Below are 19,233 nucleotides of genomic sequence, written 5' to 3'. Positions count from 1 at the left end.
CTGGGATGTTGTTCAGCGATGCTAGTCCTGTTCGACGATCCATGAAACGGTCGGAATGGGCATGACGGGTACGCGCGGCGGGCGCGAAGCGCGGGATACGGTCGCGCCCAACCCGCGCTACGGTGTGCTCACTTCATTCCCATGCAGTTCGCATAGAACGTGGTTGTCGCCGGCCAGTCGGAGAACATCGCGCGGACGCCGACCTGCCTTGCCAGCACGTCGAGCACGGTCAGCGTGTCGCCGTCCCGGTCGATCGCAGCCTTCACCGACTTGTGGTAAAACGCCCCGCCTCGGTTGAGCGGCCCGTCGCGCTCCAGCGACCAGCCGATCAGATCGAGGCCGGCGGCCTTCGCCGCCCTGGCGTAAGCCGACGGAACGATCTCGCCCTTGTCGTTCAGCGCCAGCATCGCGAAGATCGGCGGCCCCAGGATCGCGACGCCGGAGGCCTTCAATTCCTGCATCGACGGCTTCCAGGTCTCCGGCCGGTTCGGATCGAGGCCTGCTTTCTCGTAGCGGTCCTCGAGATAGAGCGCCTGGCCGGCAAAGTCGGGTTCGGTCTTCACCCAATAGAGGATGTCCTTGAGGCTGAAGCTTTGCGGGAACACGTCGCTCGGCGGAATGCCGGCGGCCTTGTAGGCGGCGAGCATCTGGGTCGCATATGTCTCCCGGGTGTAGTCGCCGTCGAACGGCATCGCCACTTCCGGTGCCTTCAGCTCGGGCGTGAATTTTGCGCCGAGACTCCTGATCAGGGCGATGCTCTCGTCATGGCTGATCAGCGTGCCGGAATTGGCGTAGAGGTCGGTGCGCCAGCGCGGCGTGCCGTTCTGGTACTCCTCCGGCGTCCTCGCATCCGGATTGAAGCCGTCCATTTTCGCGGTGAGCCGCTTGAATTCGGCGAGCGTGATGTCGCTGGTGCAGCATTTCGCCGATGCCTTCCTGCCGGCGGCCGGATCGGCCGGGCTGAAGGGTTGCGTGCATTTTGCGGCGAGATCCGGCACCGTCAGGATGTTGGTCGTGGTGTGCAGGTCGCATTGCGAGTGCCGGCACACCAGCTGGCGATCCCGCGTGAAGGTGACGTCGCATTCGATCACGCCGGCGCCCATCCGCGCGGCGGCGAGATAGGATTCGCGGCTATGCTCGGGAAATTGCAGCGCGGCGCCGCGATGGCCGATCGAAAAATCGGTCTTGTGGAACGGCCCGGTGCATTGGCTGAGCTGCTGCTTCAGGGGCCCGTCCTTCATCCTGTCGACCAGATAGAACGGGCGCGGCCCGAGCTGCGCCTCGCGCGGCAGCGCGATCTCCCCGGCGGCAGCCGGCAGCGCGGCGCCGAGGGCGAGCAGGAACGAGAGCAGGGCGGTGCGGAGACGGGCAAGCATGGGTGATCCCCCTGATCAGGCATTGTCAGCAGGCCGACATATCACGGAGCATATGCCGGCCGCCTGTGCGAAATGAAACCATGGAGGAAAACCAATGCCCGCAGCCTATTTCGTCGTCCGCGCCACCGTCACGGACGCCGCCAGGCGTCCCGCCTTCGACGCTTGGTATTCGCGCGAGCATCTGCCGGACGCGATGAAATCGTTCGGCGCCGAGCGCGCCTGGCGATGCTGGAGCCTGAGCGATCCCTCGTTGCACCAGGCGACCTATCAGTTCGCCGACGAGAAGGCGCTCGAGCGCGCGGTGAGCAGTGCGGACATGAAGCGGCTGGTCGCCGACTTCAACCGTGACTGGCCGGAGGTGACGCGCACGCGCGATCTTCTGGTGTTGGCGGAGGAGGCGACGGCGGCATGATGGTTGCGTGACGTCGCGACGTCGACAACCCTCGAGTTCCATGAACGTGAACGCGCGGTTCAGCGAGCGTTCAGCTCGCGAGGCAAAAACTCGCTGCTGCAGTTGGTCCAACTCAGCAACAAAGGGAAACGCTCATGGAACGCCGGGATTTTCTGAAGATGGCCTTCGGTGTCGCCGCCGGAGCCGTCACCTTCGCAGCGGCGGCGCAGGCGGCGCCGCTCGCGCCGCTTCCCCTCAACCAGGATGCACGCGCACCAGCGGCTGGCGATGCGCATCCCGCCGTCACCACGGGCGAGGAGGTCGGCCGCATGAAGCCCGAGCAAGTACGCTGGCATCATCGCCACTGGGGTTGGCGTCACCGGCACTGGCACCGCAGGCATTGGGGCTGGCGCCGCCACCATTGGCGCCGTCATCACTGGCGCCGCTGGTGATATCGACTCCATGATGAAAAGAAAAACCCCGCGCCAGGCGGGGTTTTGTTAGTTCGCAATCTGCCGCGATCAGATCGGGCGGCAACGGCCGTAGCGCCAGACAAAGCCGTACGGGCAGGCGCGGACACGCGGCGCCACCACGACGGGGCGCTCGACCACGACCGGCGGGCGCACGACAACGGCGCCCGGTGCGACGACGACGCCGCGATTCCTGACGCAGCCGCCATAGGGGCCACGGTGCCAGCCGGGGCCGCAGCCACCGGCTGCATCAGCGGCGCTGATGCCGGCGAATGCGGTCGTCACCAGAACTGCTGCAGCAAAAAGATACTTCATGTCTTCTCCTTTTTTTATTTGGGCCGCGCTGCGGCACCGCAACAAACTTTCGTCTACCGATTCGCCCGGCCGGATCATTGCAGAAGGCGTGCCCGATGTCGCCGACCATAATGTTGCGGCCTGAATGCGACATGAATGTTGCAGCTCACAGCTGCGTCAGCGCGCCGCAAGCCGGCTCAGCATCACTTCGAAATATTTCGTGGACGCGGGCAGCCGCGCGCTGATGGCGAGCGTACGAAAATACATCGGAAGGCGAGGCAAGCGAGACCGGCGGTTCACCGACGCTTGCCCGAAGGCGCGCCGCTATTGGTCCGTGCCGAACAGCGCGGCGAATCGCTTCTCGCCGTTGCGCGAAAAATTGACCACGCGGCTGCCCGGCGTCGCGTCGCGAGCGGCCCATTTCAGTTCCGTGAAGCGGTCCATCATGGCAGCGCCCAGCGTGCCAGCGAGATGATGCCGCCGCTCGCTCCAGTCGAGGCAGGCCTTGCACACCGGCCGGCGCGGATGCGTCAGCGCATCGGCGTCGATCTGCAGCTCCTCGGCCATGAAGCGCCTGCCTTCGCCGGTGAGCTCGATCGCCTGCTTGCTCTGGCGGACCAGCTTCTGCCGCTTCATGCTGTCGAGCATCTGCACGCCGAGATCGCCGGCGAGATGGTCGTAGCAGATGCGGGCCCGGCGCAGTGCCGGATCCTTCGGCCCGGTGCGCACCCGCATATGGCCGGCGCGGGCGGCAATGCCCTGCAGGCCTTCGAGCACGTCGGCGACGTCGGGGTCGGAGAGGCGGTAGTAGCGGTGGCGGCCCTGCTTCTCGGGCTCGATCAGCCCGCCGGCCTCGAGCTTGGAAAGATGCGAGCTCGCCGTCTGCGGCGTGATGCCGGCCTCCTGCGCCAGCTCACTCGCGGTCAGCGCGCGGCCGGTCATCAGCGCGGTCAGCATGTTGCAGCGCGCGGGATCGCCGACCAGAGCGGCGATCCGGGAGATGTCGGGTCCTGCTTTCATAGTTCGATGATAGCCGAAGCATTGAGGTCGGACAAGCCGCTATTGTTCACCGTGCCGTCATTGCGAGGATTGCTTCGCTGACGCTCGCGATAACGGAAACATGACCGGAGGCCATCAATGACCGTCACCGTCTTCATCCGCTACCAGCTCGATCCATTCAAGCGCGCGATGTTCGAGGAGTATTCGAGAAACTGGCTCTCGATCATCCCGCGCTGCGGCGGCGACCTCATCGGCTACTGGATGCCGCATGAGGGAACCAACAACATCGCCTTTGCGGTGATCTCGTTCGACAGCCTTGCCGCCTATGAGGCCTATCGCGCCCGGTTGCGCCAGGACAAGGAGGGCGTGGCGAACTTCAACTTCGCGGAAGAAAACCGCTTCATCCTCGCCGAGGAACGGACATTTCTCCGCAAGGTCGAGGTATAGTAGGGCCACAACAGCAATGTGCGGGAGGCGCCCATGATCGCAGTGATCTTCGAAGTCTGGCCGAAGCCTGAGCAACGGGATCTCTATTTCGACCTCGCCGCCGAGCTGAAGCCGATCCTGCAGGAGATCGACGGCTTCATCTCGGTCGAGCGGTTCGAGAGCATCACCGAGAAGGGCAAGTTCGTGTCGCTGTCATTCTTTCGCGACGAGGCTGCGGTGGAAGCCTGGCGCAACACGATCGAACATCGCCGTACCCAGGCCAAGGGCCGCGCGCGGATTTTCGAGAACTACCGGCTGCGGGTGGCAAGCGTGATCCGTGATTACGGCCTGAACGAACGCGATCAGGCCCCGAAGGACAGCCGCGCGGCGCATGAGCCGCACTAGGCGGTGTGGACTCTAGGGATTCCCTTTTGAGGCCAAATCAGATTCAAGGCTTCTTTTGGGAGGCGGCCTTGGGTGTGATGGATCGTTTGGTGTTGAGCGACGCGGCTTGGGAGCGCATGGCGCCGCTCATCATTGGCCGGCCCGACCAGAAAGGTTCGACCGGACGCGACAACCGGATGTTCGTGGAAGGGGTGCTCTGGATCGTTCGCACGGGCTCTCCCTGGCGTGATCTTCCGGAGGCGTTTGGGGATTGGAACAGCGTGTTCCGGCGCTTCAGTCGATGGAGCACCAAGGGTGTCTGGTTGCGGATCTTCGAGGCGATGTCCGATGATCCGGACTTCGAATATTTGATCGTCGATTCCACCATCGTCCGGGCGCATCAGCACGCCGCCGGGGCAAAAAAAGGGGGTCTGAAGATCAAGCGATCGGGCGCTCGCGCGGCGGCTTGAGCACCAAGATACATATGGCCGTTCGAGGTTTGGGATGTCCCGTGCGGTTCACCCTCACCGCAGGCCAGAAGGGCGATGCCCCGCAAGCCGCCACGTTGATCGAGGGATTGCCCGCCGAGGTCGTCATGGCCGATGCAGCCTATGACGCCGATCATTTGCGCCAGGCCATCGCAGCCAAAGGCGCGATCGCCGTCATCCCCAACAACCCCTCGCGAGCCCTCAAACATCCGCTCGACAAGCATCTCTATGCCCAGCGCCACCTCGTGGAATGCTGCTTCAGCAAGCTCAAGCAGTTCCGTCGCGTCGCAACCCGCTTCGAAAAGACCGCCCGAAATTACCGAGCCATCGTCACGCTCGCTGCAATCGTCCTATGGATGCGATAAGTGTCAACACCACCTAGCGGGCGGATGCGTGGGTGCCTATCTGTGCGCGGCCAATGACTCCAGGGAGCGACCAATGCCACTGCCAACTGCTGACAAACGCGCCGCCTTCGAGAAGCTGCATGAGAGCGGCTGCTTCATCATTCCGAATCCGTTCGATGTCGGCAGCGCCCGAGCCTTGCAGCATCTCGGCTTCAAGGCGCTGGCGTCGACCAGCGCGGGCTTTGCCTGGACCATCGCCAAGGCCGACAATCGCGTCACCGTCGACGACGTCTGCGACCACCTGACTGCGCTGTGTGCGGCGGTCGATATTCCCGTCAATGCGGATTTCGAGGGCGGCTTCGCGGTTGAGCCCGACAAGGTCGCCGCCAATGTCGCGCGCGGCGTCAAGACCGGCGTCGCCGGGCTTTCGATCGAGGATTCCACCGGAGACGCCGCCAACCCGCTGTTCGAGCACAAGCTTGCGGTCGAGCGCATCAAGGCGGCGCGCAAGGCCATCGATGCCGACAACAGCGGTGTGTTGCTCACCGGCCGCTGTGAGGCATTCTTGTGGGGCAAGAAGGACCTCAATCTGGTGATCGAACGGCTGCAGGCCTATTCGGAAGCAGGAGCGGACGTCCTTTATTCGCCGGGCATCGCGACCAAGGAGGAGATTTCCGCGGTCGTGAAGGCGGTGGCGCCAAAGCCGGTCAATCTGTTGATCGGCGGTGCGTCGGAGCTGACGCTGCAAGCGGTCGCCGATCTCGGCGTGCGACGGATCAGCGTCGGCGGAGCGCTGGCGCGGATGGCCTGGACCGGTGTGATGAAGGCGGCCAAGGAGATGGCCGAGAAGGGCACCTTCACCGAATTCGCCAACGGCTATCCCGGCGGCGAGCTCAACAAGATGTTCAAGTAGACTCACACGCAAAAAAAGCAGCGGGCCGCTGGGGCCCGCTGCTTCGTCGCTCACGATAGCGAGCGGATTACTTGCTCTTGTCGCCGGTCGAGTCGGACGGCGCCGCCGAGCGGTCGATTTCCTGTCCGGTCGGCTTGTTGGCCGACGGCGAGGCCGGCTGTGCCGGCGCCGCGCCCGTGGTCGTGCCGGGCTGGCTGTTCGGCTTCGGCGTCACGTCGCGCATGCCCGGAGGCGGCGCGGCCGGATTGGCCGGCTGCTGCTGCGCGGTCTGCGCTGACGGCGTGGTGCCCGCCTCATGCACCGACGTATTGTTCAAGCCGTAGAACAACGCACCGAGCACCACGGCCACCGCGACTGCAAACATCGCGATCTTGGTGGTGCTGGCCGGTCCCTCCTGGAGTTCCGGATCCGGCTGCAGCTCGTTGTCCAGGCTGTTGAAGCGCGCCTGACGGCGCATTTCGTCCTCGGTCAGGTTGGCGCGATACGGATCGTCAGGTTGATGGGCCATTGCAAAGTTCCTCCGTTAGCACCTCAAAGCTAAACGCAGGGGACAATGGCTGGCGCGCGAGGATGTTCCGCGCCAATGTTGCAACCTGTTCATGCAGGAACCGCCGATTCCTCGGGTTCCAACCTGTTTCATGAGGCCTTTTCAATGTGGACCATGCCGCCCACCGATTCGGTGCTGCACGTGCTCTCGTTCATTGCGGTTGCGGCGCAGTCGATGACGGCGGCACTGGCGGCCGGCAGGCGCAGCATGGATTGGGCCGGCGTCTGCATGCTCGGCGCGATCACCGCGCTCGGCGGCGGCACCATCCGCGACGTGCTGCTGGGGCATTATCCGCTACTCTGGGTCGCGCATCCGATCTATCTTGCGGTCGCGGCGGCGGGCGCCTTCGCCACCATTCTGCTGGCACGGCTGGTGCACCGGCTCAACCTCGCATTCCTGGTGCTCGATGCGATCGGACTTGTGGTGTTCACCATGGCCGGCTGCGACGTGGCCTCGCAAGTCGACGTCCCGCTGCCGATCGTGATCGTCGCCGGCATGATCACCGGCTGCGCCGGTGGCGTGCTGCGCGACATCCTCTGCAACGAGGTGCCGCTGTTGTTTCGCAGCGAGCTCTACGCCAGCGTCTCCGTGGTGACCGGACTGTTCTATGTGACCGGCTCCGGGCTGCAGGTGAACGCCCAGCTCTGGACCGCGCTGACCTTCGCACTCGGGCTGACGTTCCGCATGCTTGCCATCCGCTACCGATGGGAGATGCCGAAATTCGTGTTCAGCGACGAGGAACGCTGAACGATTATTTCGCCGTCCGCGCCTTAGCGACCTCGTCCGCGGTGACGGCCGGCGCCGCGTTGCCCCAGGCGTTGCGGATGTAGGTCGCAACGTCCGCGACCTCCTGGTCGGTGAGCTTGGGATAGGCCGGCATCGAGCCGCCGTTCGGGGCGCGCGGCGTGGTCACGGTCTGTGCGCCGTCGAGGATGATGCGCAGCGTGCTTGTCGGATTGGCCGATTGCAGATTGGCGTTGCCGGGCAGCGGCGGATAGATCCGCGGCGCGCCGGAGCCGTCGAGTTCATGGCAGGCGATGCAGGCCCCGCGGTAGATCCGTTCGCCATCGCTCATCTGCGCCGGCGAGGGCGGGGTGACCTCCGGCTCCGGCGCACCGGCAGGCAGGCTCTTCAGATAGACCGCGATCGCGCGCACGTCGGCGTCGCGCATCTTCGAGGTCGAATTGAGCACCACCTCGGACATCAGGGGGCCGGCATGGCTGTGCCCGTTGCGGCCGCTTTGCAGATATTCGGCGATATCAGCCGCGCTCCATGATTTCAGCCCGCTGCGCGCGGCGCCGTCGAGCCTTGGCGCGAACATGCCTTGCACCATGCTGCCACTGAGCGCCTGGTCGCGCCTGTCGGCGCCGAAGGCGTTCTTGGGCGTGTGGCAGGCGCCGCAATGGGCGAGGGCCTCGACGAGATAGCGTCCGCGATTCCATTCCGCACCCTTGCCCTGGTCCGGCTGGATGATGCCCGGCGTGAAGAACAGCGCGTTCCACGCCCGCATCAGCACGCTGTAGTTCAACGGCCAGCGCAGCTCCGGCGGCGGCGCCTTGTTGCTGACCGGCGCCAGCGTCGCGAGATAGGCACGGATCGCCAGGATGTCGTCGCGGATCAGCTTCGTGAAATAGGGGTAGGGGAAGGCGGGATAATAATGCGCGCCGCTCGGCGCGACGCCGGTTCGCAGCGCGCGCAGGAAATCGTCGTCGCTCCAGCCGCCGATGCCGGTATCGCGGTCGGGGGTGAGGTTCGGCGAGAACACCGCACCGAACGGCGTGTCGATCCGCTTGCCCCCGGCGAAGGGCTTTGCCGGATCGGCCGTGTGGCAGCTGGCGCAGTCGCCGGCGATCGTGAGCGCCTTGCCGCGGGCGACGACGTCGTCGGTCGGCGCGGCGGCACATTCTCGGATCGCGAGCGCACCGCACAACAGCGCGGCGACCAGAATCGCACCCGTCGTTCGAAATCGCCGCCGCATCCGATCACCTTCCGGTCCACAAGACGCGTTACGCCATTTCGCCGCGGGCCTGTCCTGCGACAGAAACCGAAACGGCCCTGCAATATTCCCGGCACGAAATTGCGATTTTTGAGCGACGGGCCTGGTCGCCCAGAATTGTGCTGCGCGGGCCGGAAGATCCGACATAGACTGGTTCTAACAAGCTCGGATGACTAGCTAAAAAGCAGTCGTCGCGACCAGCGAAAAGAGGGCTAAATGGGAATCAACCAAGGGCCTATCAGCCTCGACCAGAAATACACCCAGGGCGCCGGCCACGTCTTCATGACCGGCATCCAGGCGCTGGTCCGTCTGCCCATGGCGCAGATCAGGCGCGACCGCGCCGCGGGTCTCAACACGGCAGGCTTCATTTCCGGCTATCGCGGTTCCCCCCTCGGCGGCTACGACCAGCAGCTGTTCGCCGCCCGCAAGCATCTCGAGCAGTACAACATCAAATTCCAGCCCGGCGTGAACGAGGACCTCGCGGCCACCGCGATCTGGGGCTCGCAGCAGCTCGCCCTGTCGCCGGGCGCCAAATATGATGGCGCGGTCGGCATCTGGTACGGCAAGGGCCCCGGCGTCGACCGCTGCGGCGACGTGTTCCGCCACGGCAATGCGGCCGGCTCCGCCAAGCATGGCGGCGTGCTCTGCCTTGCCGGCGACGACCATGGCGCGAAATCCTCCACCGTCCCGCATCAGTCCGACCACGCCTTCATCTCCGCGCTGATGCCCTACCTCTACCCCTCCAGCATCCACGAAATGATCGAGATGGGCCTCCTGGGTATCGCGATGTCGCGCTACTCCGGCTGCTGGGTCGGCATGAAGGTGATCACCGAGACGGTCGAGACCACCGCCGAGATCGACCTCACCGACGAGATGACGCCGTTCATCATTCCGACCGATTTCGAGCTGCCGCCGGGCGGCCTCAACATCCGCTGGCCCGACGACCGCTTCGAGCAGGACCGAAGGCTGCAGGACTACAAGGGCTTTGCCGCGATCGCCTTCGCCCGCGCCAACAAGGTCAACCGCATCACCATGGATTCGCCGAACGCGCGCTACGGCATCATGGCCTCAGGCAAGAGCTACGAGGACATCCGCCAGGCGCTGCGCGAGCTCGGCATCACGCCCGAGATCGCCGGCAAGATCGGCATCCGCCTCTACAAGATCGGCATGCCCTGGCCGCTGGAGCCGGAGGGCGTGCGCAACTTCGCCGTCGGCCTCGAGGAGATCTTCATCGTCGAGGAACGCCGCGAGATCGTCGAGAACCAGGTCAAGCAGGAGCTGTTCAACTGGCGCGACGACGTGCGCCCGCGCATCGTCGGCAAGATGGACGATCACGACAAGCGCTTCCTGACCTTCGCCGCCGAGCTCAGCGTTGCCTCGCTTGCCAGCTCGCTCACCGAACGGCTGCTTCGACTTAATCTCAATCCTGAAATCGCCGAGATGCTGCGCGCCAAGGCCGACTGGTTCAACGGCCGTCAGTCGACGCAGATGCAGGCGACGGCGCCCGTCAGCCGCACGCCGTATTTCTGCTCGGGCTGCCCGCACAACACCTCGACCAAGGTGCCCGAAGGCAGCCGCGCGCTGGCCGGCATCGGCTGCCACTTCATGGCACTGTGGATGAACCGGTCAACCGAGACCTTCACCCATATGGGCGGCGAGGGCGTGCCGTGGGTCGGCATCGCGCCGTTCACCAACGAGAACCACATCTTCGCCAATCTCGGCGACGGCACCTATTTCCACTCCGGCATTCTCGCGATCCGCCAGGCGGTCGCCTCCAAGGCCAACATCACCTACAAGATCCTCTACAACGACGCGGTCGCGATGACCGGCGGCCAGCGCCATGACGGCGATCTGTCGCCGCAGCAGATCACCTTCCAGCTCCATGCCGAAGGCATTCGTGAGATCTATTTGGTCTCGGAGAACCCGGATTCCTATCCGGCCGACACCATCGCGCCCGGCGTCAAGCTGTACCACCGCGACGAGCTCGAGAACGTCATGAAGATGTGCCGCGAGTACAAGGGCACCTCGGCGATCGTGTTCGTGCAGACCTGCGCCGCCGAAAAGCGCCGCCGCCGCAAGCGCGGCCTGATGGAGGATCCGCAGCGCCGCGTGCTGATCAATCCAGCGGTCTGCGAAGGCTGCGGCGACTGCTCGGTGCAGTCGAACTGCATCTCGGTCGAGCCGCTGGAGACGGAGCTCGGACGCAAGCGCACCATCAACCAATCGACCTGCAACAAGGACTATTCCTGCGTGAAGGGTTTTTGCCCGTCCTTCGTCACGGTCGACGGCGGCAAGCTCAGGCGGCGCGCGCCGCCCGAGCTCGGCAGCATCGATAATCTGCCGGAGCCGGCCTCCAAGCCCGCGCTCGACCGGCCCTACAACATCGCGGTCGGCGGTGTCGGCGGCACCGGCGTGCTGACGATCGGCGCGCTGCTCGGCATGGCCGCGCATATCGAGGGCAAGGCCTCGATGATCCTCGACATGTCGGGCCTCGCGCAGAAGGGCGGCGCGGTGCTGAGCCACGTCCGGCTCTCCGAGCACACCGCCGACGTGACCTGTTCGCGCATCGTGACCGGAACGGCCGATCTGGTGCTCGCGGCCGACGAGGTCGTGGCGGCGTCGAAGGACACCATCACGCTGTGCGATGCGAGCCGCACCGTCGGCATCATCAACAGCCACGTGATCCCGACCGCGGACTTCATCCTGAACCGCGACTTCAACTTCCAGAGCCGCAAGGTCAACAGCGTGCTGGAGACCGAACTGCGCAAGGACTCCGCCTTCTTCGACTTCACCAAGCCGGCCGAAGCGCTGCTCGGCGACTCCATCGCCACCAACATCATGATGCTGGGCCTTGCCTATCAGCGCGGGCTGCTGCCGCTATCGGCGGAGGCGATCCTGCAGGCGATCGAGGTCAACGGCGTCTCGATCAAGATGAACACCCAGGCGTTCCAGCTCGGGCGCCTGGCCGCCGCCGATCCGGCGCGGCTGAGCGGGATGATGAAGGGCGACGACGAGATCGTGCCACCGAAATCGCTGGATGCGATGTCGCTGGACGAGATCATCACCCATCGCATGGCGTTCCTGACCGACTACCAGAATGCGCGTCTGGCAAGACGCTACCGCAAGCTGGTCGACCAGGTGCGCGACGCCGCGACCAAGGGCGGCTATGGCGAGGCGCTGCCGCGCGCGGTCGCGATCAACTACGCAAAGCTGCTCGCCTACAAGGACGAGTATGAGGTGGCGCGGCTGTTCACCGATGGCCGCTTCGAGAAGCAGCTGCGCGATCAGTTCGAGGGCGAGTTCAAGTTCAACTTCAATCTGGCGCCGCCGATCCTCGGCGGCGGTCTCGACGCGCAGGGCCGGCCGAAGAAGCGCGCCTTCGGTTCGTGGATGATGTCGGCCTTCAGGGTGCTGGCGAGATTCCGCTTCCTGCGCGGCACGCCGCTCGACATCTTCGGCTACAACGCCGACCGCAAGCTCGAGCGCGATCTGATCGCGGGCTACGAGAAGGATGTCGCGACGGTGCTGAACCTGCTGTCGCCGCTCAATCACGACGTCGCGGTCGAACTGCTGGCGTTGCCTGACCGTATCCGCGGCTACGGCCCGGTGAAGGACAAGGCGATCAAGGAAGCGAAGGTTCGCTACGCGCAACTCGCCGCCGACCTCGCCAACCCGCCGCCCGCGCCGCGGCAGATGGCGGCGGAGTAGGCGTCACCTCGCAATAGATGTCGTCCCGGGCAAGCGAAAGCGCGACCCGGGACCCATAACCACAGGGCTCTGTTGTTGGATCGAGCTGCGGCCCCAACGTCGCGCAACGACGAACAGCGGTGGTTATGGGTCCCTGTGTCTTGGAAGTCTGTCAGGATGGGTTGGGCGGGAAGCCGTTGGGTCCTTGGCGCTTGACGCCGTGAGCCGGCTCGGCCTCCCGCCCGTTCCATTACCAACCTGAACAGTTGCACGAGGCTGCGCCAACAGACCTCGCATCACAGGGACAGGCACCGTGATCATACCCCCTCGTTATGTCGGAATCGACGTCTCCAAGAAGCATCTCGATATCTTTGATGAAGCTGACGGCGTGTCCAGGCGCATCGCCAACGCGGCACAGGCCATCACACAGCAGGTGGCGCGTTGGCGATGCGATGCGCTGGTCGTCTTCGAGGCCACGGGCGCCTATGACCTCGCGCTTCGCGAGGCCCTAAGCCAGGCCGGTGTCCGCTTCGCTCGGATCAATCCGGCTCGAGCTCGCGATTTTGCGCGGGCCAGCGGCCAACTTGCCAAAACCGATCCGATCGATGCACGGATGCTGGCGGCCTTTGGCCGGGTCATGCAGCCGGCAACCGAGCGGGCCGCCAATCCCGCCCGCAACGCTTTGGCAGGGCTTGCAAAACGGCGGGACCAACTGGTTCTCATGCGCGCGCAGGAGAAGAACCGGCGCAGCGAGGCCGACGACCGCGCCATGGCCGAACGGATCAGTCGGCTCATTGAGGTTCTCGATGGCGAGATCGCCGAGATCGAGGCCGATATCAACGCATTGACCAAGGCCGAGCCGGAGATCGCGGACGATGCGCGGTTGATGCGCTCACTGCCGGGCGTGGGTCCCGTGGCTTGCATGCAGCTGATCGCGAAGATGCCGGAACTTGGACATGTTGGAGCGAAGCAGATCGCCGCGCTCGCGGGCCTTGCCCCCTTCAACGTCGACAGCGGCGCCTTCCGTGGAAAACGCAAGATCGCCGGCGGCCGAAAGCGCGTTCGTGACGCCCTCTATATGGCGGCTCTGAACGCGGTTCGTCGGGCCGATCCATTCAAGGCCTTCTACGCGCGGCTGCGACAGGTCGGCAAACCAGCCAAGCTCGCTCTCATCGCCGTCGCCAGGAAGCTCCTAACGGTCCTCAACGCCATGATGCGCGACAGAAAGCCCTACCTGCAGACCAAGCCGACATAACAGTTGCCGGCCTTTGCCGGGACGACACGTGAGTTCTGAGCGCGCGCCTCGCGCGCAAGTCGCAGTCTCGTCTGACGGAATATTTCCGCGCTTGCCAAGGTCGCGCGTCCGGTTCAGAAAAACGCTCGAGCGAAGAAACGCCAGCGGAGAGCGATTTGACCATCAAGGGCAAGGCCTACATTGCCGGGATCTACGAACATCCCACCCGGCACGCACCCGATAAATCAACAGCACAGCTTCACGCCGAGGTCGCCAAGGGCGCGATCGAGGATGCCGGGCTCACCAAGGACGACATCGACGGTTATTTTTGCGCCGGCGACGCGCCGGGCGGGCTGTGGCCGATGGTCGATTATCTCGGCCTCAACACCAGGAAGCTGCGTCACGTCGACTCCACCGAGACCGGTGGCTGTTCCTATCTGATCCATCTCGGCCACGCCGCCGAGGCGATCGCCGCGGGCAAATGCTCGGTCGCGCTGGTCACGCTGGCGGGCAAACCGCGCACCGGCCCGATGCCGCCGCGCGCGTCCGGCGCCGAGGCCGATTTCGAATCCGCTTACGGGGCTACCACGCACAATGCCTATGGCATGTGTGCCATGCGCCATATGCACGACTACGGCACCACCTCCGAACAGCTCGCCTGGATCAAGGTCGCGGCCTCGCATCACGCGCAATACAATCCGCATGCGATGCTGAAGGAAGTCGTCACCGTCGAGGACGTATTGAACTCGCCGATGATCTCCGATCCGTTGCGTCGCATGGATTGCTGCGTCGTCACCGACGGCGGCGGCGCGATGATCGTCACGACGCCTGAGATCGCGAAGAGCCTGAAGAAGCCGCTGGTGCGCCTGATTGGCCATGGCGAGGCGATGAAGGGCCCGCGCGGCGGCAAGGATCTCGATCTGACCTACTCCGCCGGCGTGTGGTCCGGTCCGCGCGCCTTCGAGGAGGCGGGCGTGACGCCGAAGGACATCAAATACGCCTCGATCTATGATAGCTTCACCATCACGGTGCTGATGCAGCTCGAGGACCTCGGCTTCTGCAAGAAGGGCGAGGGCGGCAAGTTCGTCGCCGACGGCAATCTGATCTCGGGCGTCGGCAAGCTGCCGTTCAACACCGACGGCGGCGGCCTGTGCAGCAACCATCCCGTCAATCGCGGCGGCATGACCAAAATCCTCGAGGCTGTGCGCCAGTTGCGCGGCGAGGCGCATCCGAAGGTGCAGGTGAAGAACTGCGACCTCGCGATCGCCCACGGCACCGGCGGTCTGCTCGGCGTTCGCCACGCCGCCTCAACCTGCATTCTGGAGCGTGCGTGATGTCTGAAGCGAAGAAGTACAATGCCCCGGTGACCAATCCGGAGACCGCGCCGTTCTGGGAAGCGGCGAAGGCGGGCAAGTTCATGATCAAGCGCTGCAACACCTGCGGCGAAGCGCATTACTTCCCGCGCGCGATCTGCCCGTTCTGCTTCTCCGACAAGACGGTGTGGGAAGAGTCGAGCGGCGAGGCCACGGTCTACACCTACAGCCTGATGCGGAAGTCGCCGACCGGTCCCTATGCGATCGCCTATGTGACGCTGAAGGAAGGTCCGTCGCTGCAGACCAACATCGTCGATTGCGATCTGGAGCAGGTGAAGATCGGCCAGAAGGTGAAGGTGGTGTGGAAGCCGACCGACGGCGCCCCGCTGCCGTTCTTCACACCGGCCTAGAAAGTACCTTCTCCCCTTGTGGGAGAAGGTGGCGGCCGGAGGCCGCCGGATGAGGGGTTCTATCCGCGATAGAGATGCATCTGCGGAAGCAACCCCTCACCCAAGCGAGTTTGCGGCTGACGCCCGCGTAGCCTCTCCCACAAGGGGAGAGGGCGCAGTAATGGGCACCGTGCCGTTAAGAATACATTCGGGGAGAAAACAACAATGCCGATCGTGTACGAACAGCTGATGGCCCTGAAGAATCTCGGCCAGAAATACAGCTACAGCGACCGCGACGTGATGCTCTATGCCTATGGCATCGGCTTGGGTGCCGATCCGATGGACGAGAAGGAACTCGCCTTCGTCAATGAGGGTGTGCTGACGCCGCGCCCGCTCAAGGTGGTGCCGACGTTTGCCTCGGTCGCGGCCTGGGGCGCCGGTCCCGGCGAGATGAACCTCAACCGCGTGATGGTGGTCGACGGCGAGCGCGACATCACCTTCCACAAGCCGTTCGCGACCGCGGCCCACATCACGGCCGACTCAACGGTGCTCGACGTGTTCGACAAGGGCAAGGACAAGGGCGCGGTGATCCGCCACCAGACCGTGCTGAAGGACGAGAAGGGCGAGAAGCTCGCCACGCTGGTCGCCTCGCGCTTCGCCCGCGGCGATGGCGGCTTCGGCGGCCCGTCCGACGGCCAGCCCGAGCCGCACAAGGTGCCGGAGCGCGCGCCGGACAAGGTCGTCGACATCACGACGCGGCCGGACCAGGCGCTGGTCTATCGGCTGTGCGGCGACCGCAACCCACTGCATTCCGATCCGGAGTTTGCCAAGAAGGCCGGCTTCCCGCGGCCGATCCTGCACGGCATGTGCACCTACGGCATCACCTGCCGCGGCGTGCTGCAGACCTACGCCGACTACGATCCGTCCGCCTTCAAGCAGCACGTGGCGCGGTTCTCCTCGCCGGTGTTCCCCGGTGAGACCGTGACCATGGAGCTGTGGAAGGACGGCAATGTGGTGTCGTTCGAGGCCAAGGTGAAGTCGCGCGGCGTCACCGTGATCAAGAGCGGCAAGACGGTGCTGGCGTAGCTTTCCGTCATTCCGGGGTGATGCGAAGCATCGAACCCGGAATCTCGCGCCACAATCTCCGGATTCCGGGTTCGGCCCTGCGGGCTGCCCCGGAATGACAGGACAACGACAAGGGAGAAAACAACCATGGGATTACTCGACGGCAAGGTGGCGCTGATCACGGGCGCCGGCGGCGGGCTTGGTGAAGCCTATGCGAAGCTGTTTGCGCGCGAGGGCGCGGCCGTGGTGGTCAACGATCTCGGCGGCCCGCGCGACGGTTCGGGCTCCGACAAGTCGATGGCCGACAAGGTGGTCGACGCGATCAAGGCCGAGGGCGGCCGTGCGGTCGCCAACGGCGCCGACATCTCGACCTTGGCCGGCGGCCAGTCGGTGTTCGACGATGCCATCAAGCATTTCGGCCGCGCCGACATCCTGGTCAACAATGCCGGCATCCTGCTCGACGAGACCTTCCACAAGGCCAAGGAAGCGAACTGGGACAAGGTGATGAAGGTGCACCTCAAGGGCACCTTCTGCTGCACCCAGCCGGTGTTCAAATGGATGCGCGACAATGGCGGCGGCGTCATCGTCAACACGTCCTCGACCTCGGGCCTGATCGGCAATTTCGGCCAGACCAATTACGGCGCCGCCAAGGGCGGCATCTGGGGCCTGTCCAACGTGCTGGCGATCGAGGGCCGCAAGTACAACATCCGGATCTGGACCCTGGCGCCGGGCGCGCTGACCCGCATGACCGCGGACCTGCCGCGCTACAAGGAGAACCCGGGCGCGGCACTCGGCCCGGACGGCATCGCGCCGGCCGTGCTCTACATGGTCAGCGACCTGTCGGGCGACCAGACCGGCAAGGTCCTCGGCGTCTCGGGCCCGCGCGGGGTCCGCGAGATGCGGATGATGGAAATGGAGGGCTGGAAGCCGCCATTTACCGGCTGGAGGGCCGAAGACATCGTCACCCACGCCAAGGACATCTTCTTCTCCGAGGAGCAGATCAAGATGGGCGCGCGGCGGTTCTGATGCTACCTGTCGTTCCGGGGCGTCCGAAGGACGAACCCGGAACCTCGAGATTCCGGGTTCGATGCTGACGCATCGCCCCGGAATGACGGATAAGAGGATAGCCATGACCAAACTCACTGCCCAGGCCGCAGGAACCTTTGCGATTGCGCCGACGCCGTTCCACGATGACGGCCGCATCGACGAGGCATCGATCGACCGGCTGACCGATTTCTATACCGATGTCGGCTGCGACGGCGTCACCGTGCTCGGCATCCTGGGCGAGGCGCCGAAGCTCGACGCCGCCGAGGCCGAGCAGGTCGCGCTGCGCTTCGTCAAGCGCGCCAAGAAGCTGCAGGTCATCGTCGGCGTCTCGGCGCCCGGCTTTGCCACGATGCGCTCGCTGGCGAAGAAGTCGATGGATGCGGGCGCCGCCGGCGTCATGATCGCGCCGCCGCCGCATCTGCGTACCGACGACCAGATCATCAGCTATTTCAAGCAGGCGCAGGAAGCGATCGGCGACGACATTCCCTGGGTGCTGCAGGACTATCCGCTGACGCTGACCGTCGTGTTCACGCCGGCCGTGATCCGCAAGATCGTGATGGATTCGCCGTCCTGCGTGATGCTCAAGCACGAGGACTGGCCGGGCCTGGAGAAGATCTCGACCTTGCGCAACTTCCAGAAGGACGGCTCGCTGCGGCCGCTGTCGATCCTGGTCGGCAATGGCGGCCTGTTCCTCGATTTCGAGATGGAGCGCGGCGCCGATGGTGCGATGACCGGCTATGCCTTTCCTGAGCTGCTGATCGACGTCGTCAACCTGTCCAAGGCCGGCAAGCGCGATGCCGCGCATGATCTGTTCGATGCGCATCTGCCGTTGATCCGCTACGAGCAGCAGCCCGGCGTCGGCCTGACCGTGCGCAAATACGTGCTGCAGAAGCGCGGCATCATCTCCTCCAGCGCCCAGCGCAAGCCAGGTGCGGTCATCACGCCACAGGCGAGGGCGGAGGTCGACTATCTCTTGTCCCGTGTGGCGCGCGTCGATCGCCGCGCCAATCTGCAACCGCAATCCAGTGCAGCAGGCTAATCATGACCGAGATCGTTGCCCCGCGCCTTGCCTCGACCGTGCTGCTGCTGCGGGATGGAGCGTCGTCTGAAATCGAAGTCTTCATGATGGTTCGCCATCACCAGATCGAGTTCAACTCGGGTGCGCTGGTGTTTCCGGGCGGCAGCGTCGACAAGAATGACAAGGAGATCGCCGCCGATCCTGCGCTCTTTTCCGGCGGGGAAGGGCTCGACGGCGACGCGCTCGGCTTCCGCATCGCGGCGATCCGCGAGACCTTCGAGGAGAGCGGCATCCTGCTGGCGCGGCCGGTAGGCTCGAAGGATCTGGTCGATGCCAAGCGTGCGAACGAGATCGCGACCGCGCATCGCGCGGCGCTGAACGAAGGCAAGATCAGCTTCCTCAAGGTGCTGACCGACAACGGCATGGTGCTCGCGCTCGACGAGCTCGTGCCGTACGCGCACTGGATCACGCCGGAGGGCATGCCGAAGCGCTTCGACACCTGGTTCTTCCTCGCCGCCGCGCCGCCCGAGCAGCTCGGCGCCCATGACGGCAAGGAATCGACCGACTCGATCTGGGTGTCGACGCGCGAGGCGCTGGAGGGCGGCGAGAGCGGCCGCTTCAAGCTGCCGTTCCCGACCACGCGCAACCTGATCCGGCTCGGCAAGCAGCCGAACGTCGGCGCCGCGCTCGCCGACAGCGAGGGCAAGTCGATTGTCGCCGTGATGCCCGTGATGACCAAAACCGCCACCGGTCGCCAGCTCCGCATTCCCAAGGAAGCGGGGTACGACGGCGAGGTGTTCGACGTCGGAGCGCTGGGGTAGGTCCGTCGTCCTGAGAGATGGCGTGTCGTGA

At 64.9% G+C, this 19,233-nt stretch carries 20 protein-coding genes and 1 pseudogene; 16 read left to right on the top strand and 5 right to left on the bottom strand.

The window, feature by feature from the left end; all coding sequences use genetic code 11:
- Nucleotides 1-128: 128 nt before the first annotated feature.
- Nucleotides 129-1,376 (bottom strand): glycerophosphodiester phosphodiesterase family protein, encoded by a 1,248-nt coding sequence (locus ACVWY5_RS20245; protein ID WP_038378163.1) that lies wholly within the window; start codon nucleotides 1,374-1,376, stop codon nucleotides 129-131.
- 94 nt (nucleotides 1,377-1,470) lie between these two features.
- Here ACVWY5_RS20245 and ACVWY5_RS20240 point away from each other — a divergent pair, with 94 nt between their 5' ends.
- Together ACVWY5_RS20240 and ACVWY5_RS20235 are read left to right on the top strand one after the other, a co-directional pair.
- On the top strand, nucleotides 1,471-1,788 hold the full coding sequence (locus tag ACVWY5_RS20240) for a hypothetical protein (protein ID WP_028338228.1): 318 nt from the start codon (nucleotides 1,471-1,473) through the stop codon (nucleotides 1,786-1,788).
- A 134-nt stretch (nucleotides 1,789-1,922) separates the two neighbouring features.
- The gene (locus ACVWY5_RS20235) at nucleotides 1,923-2,219 is read left to right on the top strand and encodes a twin-arginine translocation signal domain-containing protein (protein WP_028338227.1); all 297 of its coding nucleotides are present in this window, start codon (nucleotides 1,923-1,925) and stop codon (nucleotides 2,217-2,219) included.
- A gap of 69 nt (nucleotides 2,220-2,288) precedes the next feature.
- Here the strand turns inward: ACVWY5_RS20235 and ACVWY5_RS20230 are convergent, their stop codons facing one another.
- The gene (locus ACVWY5_RS20230; protein WP_028338226.1) at nucleotides 2,289-2,552 is read right to left on the bottom strand and encodes a GCG_CRPN prefix-to-repeats domain-containing protein; all 264 of its coding nucleotides are present in this window, start codon (nucleotides 2,550-2,552) and stop codon (nucleotides 2,289-2,291) included.
- Here ACVWY5_RS20230 and ACVWY5_RS20225 point away from each other — a divergent pair.
- On the top strand, nucleotides 2,551-2,676 hold the full coding sequence (locus ACVWY5_RS20225; RefSeq protein WP_283809401.1) for a hypothetical protein: 126 nt from the start codon (nucleotides 2,551-2,553) through the stop codon (nucleotides 2,674-2,676). The genes ACVWY5_RS20230 and ACVWY5_RS20225 overlap by 2 nt on opposite strands.
- Nucleotides 2,677-2,855: 179 nt before the next feature.
- Here ACVWY5_RS20225 and ACVWY5_RS20220 read toward each other — a convergent pair whose 3' ends face one another.
- A complete protein-coding gene (locus ACVWY5_RS20220) occupies nucleotides 2,856-3,551 on the bottom strand; it encodes an ArsR/SmtB family transcription factor (protein ID WP_028338225.1) in 696 nt (231 codons plus the stop codon).
- 117 nt (nucleotides 3,552-3,668) lie between these two features.
- On the opposite strand from ACVWY5_RS20220, the gene ACVWY5_RS20215 reads away from it, so the two are divergent.
- The 4 genes and pseudogenes from ACVWY5_RS20215 (at nucleotide 3,669) to ACVWY5_RS20200 (ending at nucleotide 6,085) form a co-directional block, all read left to right on the top strand.
- Nucleotides 3,669-3,977 (top strand): NIPSNAP family protein, encoded by a 309-nt coding sequence (locus ACVWY5_RS20215; RefSeq protein ID WP_028338224.1) that lies wholly within the window; start codon nucleotides 3,669-3,671, stop codon nucleotides 3,975-3,977.
- Between the two features lie 33 nt (nucleotides 3,978-4,010).
- On the top strand, nucleotides 4,011-4,361 hold the full coding sequence (locus ACVWY5_RS20210; protein WP_028338223.1) for an antibiotic biosynthesis monooxygenase family protein: 351 nt from the start codon (nucleotides 4,011-4,013) through the stop codon (nucleotides 4,359-4,361).
- Nucleotides 4,362-4,429: 68 nt separating this feature from the next.
- Nucleotides 4,430-5,193: pseudogene (locus tag ACVWY5_RS20205) on the top strand (IS5 family transposase).
- Nucleotides 5,194-5,266: 73 nt separating this feature from the next.
- Nucleotides 5,267-6,085 (top strand): isocitrate lyase/PEP mutase family protein, encoded by an 819-nt coding sequence (locus tag ACVWY5_RS20200; RefSeq protein WP_028338221.1) that lies wholly within the window; start codon nucleotides 5,267-5,269, stop codon nucleotides 6,083-6,085.
- A gap of 67 nt (nucleotides 6,086-6,152) precedes the next feature.
- Here the strand turns inward: ACVWY5_RS20200 and ACVWY5_RS20195 are convergent, their stop codons facing one another.
- Nucleotides 6,153-6,593, bottom strand: coding sequence for a hypothetical protein (locus tag ACVWY5_RS20195; RefSeq protein ID WP_028338220.1), 441 nt, complete (start codon nucleotides 6,591-6,593; stop codon nucleotides 6,153-6,155).
- Nucleotides 6,594-6,737: 144 nt separating this feature from the next.
- Here ACVWY5_RS20195 and ACVWY5_RS20190 point away from each other — a divergent pair, with 144 nt between their 5' ends.
- Nucleotides 6,738-7,379, top strand: a complete 642-nt coding sequence (locus ACVWY5_RS20190) for a trimeric intracellular cation channel family protein (RefSeq protein WP_028338219.1) — start codon at nucleotides 6,738-6,740, stop codon at nucleotides 7,377-7,379.
- A gap of 4 nt (nucleotides 7,380-7,383) precedes the next feature.
- On the opposite strand, the gene ACVWY5_RS20185 is transcribed toward ACVWY5_RS20190, so the two are convergent.
- Nucleotides 7,384-8,610, bottom strand: a complete 1,227-nt coding sequence (locus ACVWY5_RS20185) for a c-type cytochrome (protein ID WP_038378161.1) — start codon at nucleotides 8,608-8,610, stop codon at nucleotides 7,384-7,386.
- Nucleotides 8,611-8,844: 234 nt separating this feature from the next.
- Between ACVWY5_RS20185 and ACVWY5_RS20180 the strand changes: the two genes are divergently transcribed.
- From ACVWY5_RS20180 to ACVWY5_RS20145, 8 genes are all read left to right on the top strand, one after another.
- Nucleotides 8,845-12,336, top strand: a complete 3,492-nt coding sequence (locus ACVWY5_RS20180; RefSeq protein WP_028338217.1) for an indolepyruvate ferredoxin oxidoreductase family protein — start codon at nucleotides 8,845-8,847, stop codon at nucleotides 12,334-12,336.
- 292 nt (nucleotides 12,337-12,628) lie between these two features.
- Nucleotides 12,629-13,570 (top strand): IS110 family RNA-guided transposase, encoded by a 942-nt coding sequence (locus tag ACVWY5_RS20175; protein WP_283089494.1) that lies wholly within the window; start codon nucleotides 12,629-12,631, stop codon nucleotides 13,568-13,570.
- A 155-nt stretch (nucleotides 13,571-13,725) separates the two neighbouring features.
- Complete coding sequence (locus tag ACVWY5_RS20170) at nucleotides 13,726-14,883, top strand: thiolase domain-containing protein (protein WP_028337615.1); 1,158 nt, start codon at nucleotides 13,726-13,728, stop codon at nucleotides 14,881-14,883.
- Complete coding sequence (locus tag ACVWY5_RS20165; RefSeq protein ID WP_028337616.1) at nucleotides 14,883-15,272, top strand: Zn-ribbon domain-containing OB-fold protein; 390 nt, start codon at nucleotides 14,883-14,885, stop codon at nucleotides 15,270-15,272. Before ACVWY5_RS20170 ends, ACVWY5_RS20165 begins: the two co-directional genes overlap by 1 nt.
- Nucleotides 15,273-15,476: 204 nt before the next feature.
- A complete protein-coding gene (locus ACVWY5_RS20160) occupies nucleotides 15,477-16,337 on the top strand; it encodes a MaoC family dehydratase (RefSeq protein ID WP_028337617.1) in 861 nt (286 codons plus the stop codon).
- A gap of 126 nt (nucleotides 16,338-16,463) precedes the next feature.
- Nucleotides 16,464-17,342, top strand: coding sequence for an SDR family oxidoreductase (locus tag ACVWY5_RS20155; RefSeq protein WP_028337618.1), 879 nt, complete (start codon nucleotides 16,464-16,466; stop codon nucleotides 17,340-17,342).
- A gap of 103 nt (nucleotides 17,343-17,445) precedes the next feature.
- Nucleotides 17,446-18,402, top strand: a complete 957-nt coding sequence (locus ACVWY5_RS20150; protein ID WP_028337619.1) for a dihydrodipicolinate synthase family protein — start codon at nucleotides 17,446-17,448, stop codon at nucleotides 18,400-18,402.
- 2 nt (nucleotides 18,403-18,404) lie between these two features.
- Nucleotides 18,405-19,202 carry an NUDIX hydrolase gene (locus ACVWY5_RS20145; protein WP_028337620.1) on the top strand — a complete coding sequence of 266 codons (798 nt, stop codon included), beginning with the start codon at nucleotides 18,405-18,407 and terminating at the stop codon, nucleotides 19,200-19,202.
- Nucleotides 19,203-19,233 lie beyond the last annotated feature (31 nt).

The sequence above is a fragment of the Bradyrhizobium sp. USDA 3256 genome, assembly GCF_054058275.1.
The sequence above is the reverse complement of the archived record's forward strand: the minus strand, read 5'-3'. Positions and strand labels throughout refer to the sequence as shown.

Excerpts from the sequence above, each read along its gene's own strand:
- ACVWY5_RS20165 (WP_028337616.1), top strand. The coding sequence starts at position 14,883 with ATGTCTGAAGCGAAGAAGTACAATGCCCCGGTGACCAATCCGGAGACC.
- ACVWY5_RS20245 (WP_038378163.1), bottom strand. The coding sequence starts at position 1,376 with ATGCTTGCCCGTCTCCGCACCGCCCTGCTCTCGTTCCTGCTCGCCCTC.
- ACVWY5_RS20225 (WP_283809401.1), top strand. The coding sequence starts at position 2,551 with ATGTCTTCTCCTTTTTTTATTTGGGCCGCGCTGCGGCACCGCAACAAA.
- ACVWY5_RS20230 (WP_028338226.1), bottom strand. The coding sequence starts at position 2,552 with ATGAAGTATCTTTTTGCTGCAGCAGTTCTGGTGACGACCGCATTCGCC.
- ACVWY5_RS20160 (WP_028337617.1), top strand. The coding sequence starts at position 15,477 with ATGCCGATCGTGTACGAACAGCTGATGGCCCTGAAGAATCTCGGCCAG.
- ACVWY5_RS20190 (WP_028338219.1), top strand. The coding sequence starts at position 6,738 with ATGTGGACCATGCCGCCCACCGATTCGGTGCTGCACGTGCTCTCGTTC.
- ACVWY5_RS20185 (WP_038378161.1), bottom strand. The coding sequence starts at position 8,610 with ATGCGGCGGCGATTTCGAACGACGGGTGCGATTCTGGTCGCCGCGCTG.
- ACVWY5_RS20155 (WP_028337618.1), top strand. The coding sequence starts at position 16,464 with ATGGGATTACTCGACGGCAAGGTGGCGCTGATCACGGGCGCCGGCGGC.
- ACVWY5_RS20200 (WP_028338221.1), top strand. The coding sequence starts at position 5,267 with ATGCCACTGCCAACTGCTGACAAACGCGCCGCCTTCGAGAAGCTGCAT.
- ACVWY5_RS20220 (WP_028338225.1), bottom strand. The coding sequence starts at position 3,551 with ATGAAAGCAGGACCCGACATCTCCCGGATCGCCGCTCTGGTCGGCGAT.
- ACVWY5_RS20180 (WP_028338217.1), top strand. The coding sequence starts at position 8,845 with ATGGGAATCAACCAAGGGCCTATCAGCCTCGACCAGAAATACACCCAG.
- ACVWY5_RS20215 (WP_028338224.1), top strand. The coding sequence starts at position 3,669 with ATGACCGTCACCGTCTTCATCCGCTACCAGCTCGATCCATTCAAGCGC.
- ACVWY5_RS20145 (WP_028337620.1), top strand. The coding sequence starts at position 18,405 with ATGACCGAGATCGTTGCCCCGCGCCTTGCCTCGACCGTGCTGCTGCTG.
- ACVWY5_RS20235 (WP_028338227.1), top strand. The coding sequence starts at position 1,923 with ATGGAACGCCGGGATTTTCTGAAGATGGCCTTCGGTGTCGCCGCCGGA.
- ACVWY5_RS20150 (WP_028337619.1), top strand. The coding sequence starts at position 17,446 with ATGACCAAACTCACTGCCCAGGCCGCAGGAACCTTTGCGATTGCGCCG.
- ACVWY5_RS20240 (WP_028338228.1), top strand. The coding sequence starts at position 1,471 with ATGCCCGCAGCCTATTTCGTCGTCCGCGCCACCGTCACGGACGCCGCC.
- ACVWY5_RS20195 (WP_028338220.1), bottom strand. The coding sequence starts at position 6,593 with ATGGCCCATCAACCTGACGATCCGTATCGCGCCAACCTGACCGAGGAC.
- ACVWY5_RS20210 (WP_028338223.1), top strand. The coding sequence starts at position 4,011 with ATGATCGCAGTGATCTTCGAAGTCTGGCCGAAGCCTGAGCAACGGGAT.